Below are 3604 nucleotides of genomic sequence, written 5' to 3'. Positions count from 1 at the left end.
ACGAATGCCACGGCGTCGGTCATCGAATCGACGACACTGTGCAATCCCGGGCGAACCTGGCGCGCGGTGCGCGATCTGCCTCTCGGGCGACCCGAGGTGGGGATTCCATCCACCGTCCGCACAAGATCGAGGAAGTGTGCGTATTCGGCATCGTCGAGACGAAGGGCGCGGGCGACCGCATCAAGGACCGCGGCGGAGGCCCCGCCAATGTGTCCACGCTCGAGTTTCGCGTAGTACTCGACACTGATTCCTGCGAGATCTGCGACCTCACCACGGCGGAGTCCGGACACTCGGCGCCCGCCGTGCGTGGGCATCCCGGCGTCCTCGGGTGTGATTTTCGCCCGCCGCGACATGAGAAAATCGCGCACGGAGGCCTTGGCGTTCGCCGGGCCCTGGGGCTGTGTGCCGTCCATGCCATCCAGGTTAAGTCCAAATCCACGACGGGAGGGATGCCCTCTCAGGGCACCCCTCCGGTTCGGCGGCCCTGAAATGCCTCGGGCCCGCCGGGGAAATATTCCCCGGCGGGCCCTTGCGGTGCGAATTCCTTTTAGCCGGTCACCGTGAAGGTGAACGTCTCGGTGTAGGCGTTCCCGTAGCGGTCGGTGGCGTTGATTTCGGCGGTGTGCTCGCCCTCGGCGAGATCATCGGACAGCGCCACGCGCCACAGGTGCGGGCTGGACTGCGCGATGGCGCCGTCGCTGGACAGGTTGTGCGTCGCCGATACCGGATCGGTGAACTCCCATCCCATGTTCAGCGCCTCGCCCGTGGCCGGCTGGGTGTGCTCGGCCTCGGCGTCCGCGCCGTCGATGGTCACGTCTACCTGCGAGGCGGTCGAGCCGGAGAAGAAGCTCGTCGTGAGGTAGGCCTCGCCGCTGTCGAGATCGGCCGCGCTCACCTCGTTGGTGGCGATGTCCTCCGGTGCCTCGCCCTGCTTATCGTCGTCCTGCCACTCCTGGGCGCCCTCGGCCCATTCGCGCCAGCTCGGGGAGTTGATGCCGGTGAGAAACTGACGGTCCTGGCTCTCGTTGCGGACCGTGTAGAACTCGGAGCGGTCCGAGCCGTTGAACTGCAGGGTCTGAATACCCGGCTCGGCGGCGTCGGAAGTGTAGGCGTGCGGAACCCCGTTCTCATTCAGCTCGCCCGAGTACCACGAACCGGACACGGCCCCGGCGACGATCTGATCGTGGGTCAGCTCGGGAACGCCATCTGCGGCCCATTCTTCGCGGGTATCGCCGGCGAGAAGCTGCTCGACCGTGTGCGTGTGGCCGCCGACGGTGACAGCGTTCGGGTAGTCGGCGAGGATGTCGTAGAGCTCGGCCGCGTTATCGGTGATCACGCCCTTGTAGTTGACGATCGGGGCGTGCGCCGCGATCACGATGGGAGCGTCCTTGTCCACGTTGGCGAGGTCGTTCTTGAGCCATTCGAGCTGCTCATCGTCGATGGCCTCGTTGTAGCCGCCGTTGCCGCCGTCGTCATTGGCGCCCTTGTAGACGATGTTGTCGAGCGCGACGAAATGCGTCTCGCCCACGTTGTAGGAGTAGTACGGCGCGCCGAAGTCGCGGCGATAGGTGTCGAGGGCGTTTTTATCGCTCTCGGCGTCGTAGTCCATATCGTGGTTGCCGGGCAGTGCGCGCACAGGCCCGTTGGCGTTTTCGTAGAGCTCGCGCAGATCCGGGTTGAGCGAGAGATCGTCGCCCACGTTGTCACCGAGAAGCAGCAGGCCACAGCTCGCGTAATCGTCGCGCGCCATCACGTCGGCGACGGCACCCTGGCGGGCCCACTCGACCTGTTCCTTGTCGTAGGTTTGCGTGTCCGAGGCGATCGGGCAGGTCTGCTCCGGCAGCGCGGTCTGTGCCGACTTTGCCATCGGGAAGTTCACGGCCTTCGGCGTTTCGCCGGTCGGCTCGAGCCCGCCGAACTTGAGCTCGGGAGAGCCCTCCGGGGCGTGGTTGTAGGCGAACTGAGCAAAGTTCTGGCTATCAACAGGCACCTGGTAGCCCGCCGGCTGAGTCACGAACGCGGTGAAGTGATCGCGAACGGGCAGTTCGTAGCGTCCCTCTGCATCCGTAGTGGCGACATCGACGCCGTTGGACACCTGAACACCGGCGATGCCGGTCTCGCCGTCGTCAAGGGTGGAGTTTTTGTTGACGTCGTCGAACACCTGACCCGTCAGCGTTTCCGGATCGTCGGCTTCCCCGTCGACGACCTGGACCGAACCCTCGTAGAGGCCCTCGTTCTCGGACTGCCCGGCGCCGGGCAGCGAGCCGGTGGCCGAACCGAGAGATCCACCGGGCAGACCCTTGAGGGAACCCTGCAGCTCGGTGGAGCTAGTGGGGATGGATGACGTCGGAGCGGCGGTGGCGGGCGTGGCCAGCATGGTCACAGCTGCCGCAAAGGACAGCCCGGTGACGGCCGCGCGCCGCGCGGTGAGGAATGACCCGCCATTCGGGCGGGGGTTGTGCAGTGGCATGTGGTTCTCCTCGAAAGGGGACGAATCGTGCTTCGTGCGCCACCGCACACTAGGACCGCCACCTAGCTACGAAGTGACAAAAAATCATCTTTATTTTGAACTGAGTTTGTCCTTTGCATTTACTCGCTGTTGAGGAGGGCGCAAGCGACCCCAAAACGAACTCAAGTTATCCGCGTTAGCCACTCATGTTGCCGCGCTGCACTTTTCGCTTTCAGCACGCCAGCCACTTGCGACTCATTACGCTACTCGGTGCACATCGTCGCGCCAGTCGAAGCCAAGACCCCGGTTGACGAGGGCCTGGCCACTCGTCGAAACCGATGCGAGCCCCGCAGCGCAACGCTGATGCCCACTGCCCAATTTGCGAGCATTCATGCCGTCTTCAGATCTCTCCTGCGGAAGGCAGCGACCCCGGCGACGAGGAGGAGCGCGGCGGCCGCGGTGAGCACGGCGACGGCAACCCATGAGATGTCTTCTGCCGGGTGCTGGCCCACGTGCCGAAATACCGAGGTGGCGAGTACGGAGTCGTCGAGCTCGAGCATGTCCCCGAACAAGCTCAGCGCCGCCGAGTAACCGAAGAAAATCCAGCTCAGGCCGATAAGCCTCGGCGCAAGTCCGTATAGGGCCGCTGCCAACGCGAGGATCAGCCACACCGATGGAGTGTGCGCGAGCTGTCCGATGAGCACAGGGCCGAACAGCGTCCAGTCCCCGGTTGCCAGCGACGCCCCGATCGCGTTGCCGAAACCGACCACCGCAAACAACCACAGCACGCCGACCGCCGCGCACAGCGCCCACGACAGCAACCACGACGTTCTCGACACGGCCGTCGCGAGCACGGGTTCGACCCTCACGCTCTGTTCTTCCGACCACGCCGCCTGGACCGTGAGGATCGCGTACACCGCGATCATGATCGCGTAGTAGACGCCCATGTAGCCCAGATAGCCGTCGACCATTCCGTCGGCGCCCCCGAACACCGAGAGGATTTCCTCGGGCATCGACTCGGCGTTGTCAGCCATCGGGGACACGAACGCCCCGAACGTCACCCCGGCGACGGCAAGCGCAATGGTCCACCACATGAGCCCCGCGCGCTGAAGTCGGAACGCGAGCGATAGCGGACCACGAAGCCACCCGGCCGCC

Annotated in this window: 2 protein-coding genes and 1 pseudogene; all 3 read right to left on the bottom strand. The window is 65.0% G+C overall.

Annotation, left to right across the window (positions count from 1 at the left end):
• A partial coding sequence (locus K8V11_RS13515) for a helix-turn-helix domain-containing protein (RefSeq protein WP_303915339.1) occupies window positions 1-413 on the bottom strand: 413 nt, incomplete at its 3' end.
• A gap of 134 nt (window positions 414-547) precedes the next feature.
• A complete protein-coding gene (locus K8V11_RS13510; protein WP_303915336.1) occupies window positions 548-2470 on the bottom strand; it encodes a calcineurin-like phosphoesterase family protein in 1923 nt (640 codons plus the stop codon).
• A gap of 368 nt (window positions 2471-2838) precedes the next feature.
• Window positions 2839-3604, bottom strand: a pseudogene (locus tag K8V11_RS13505) (ABC transporter permease); the annotation flags it as partial.

The organism is Dietzia timorensis, from assembly GCF_020742175.1.
In the GTDB taxonomy this organism is placed as follows: domain Bacteria; phylum Actinomycetota; class Actinomycetes; order Mycobacteriales; family Mycobacteriaceae; genus Dietzia; species Dietzia timorensis_A.
Note: the sequence above shows the minus strand (reverse complement) of the source record. Positions and strands in the feature narration are given on the sequence as shown.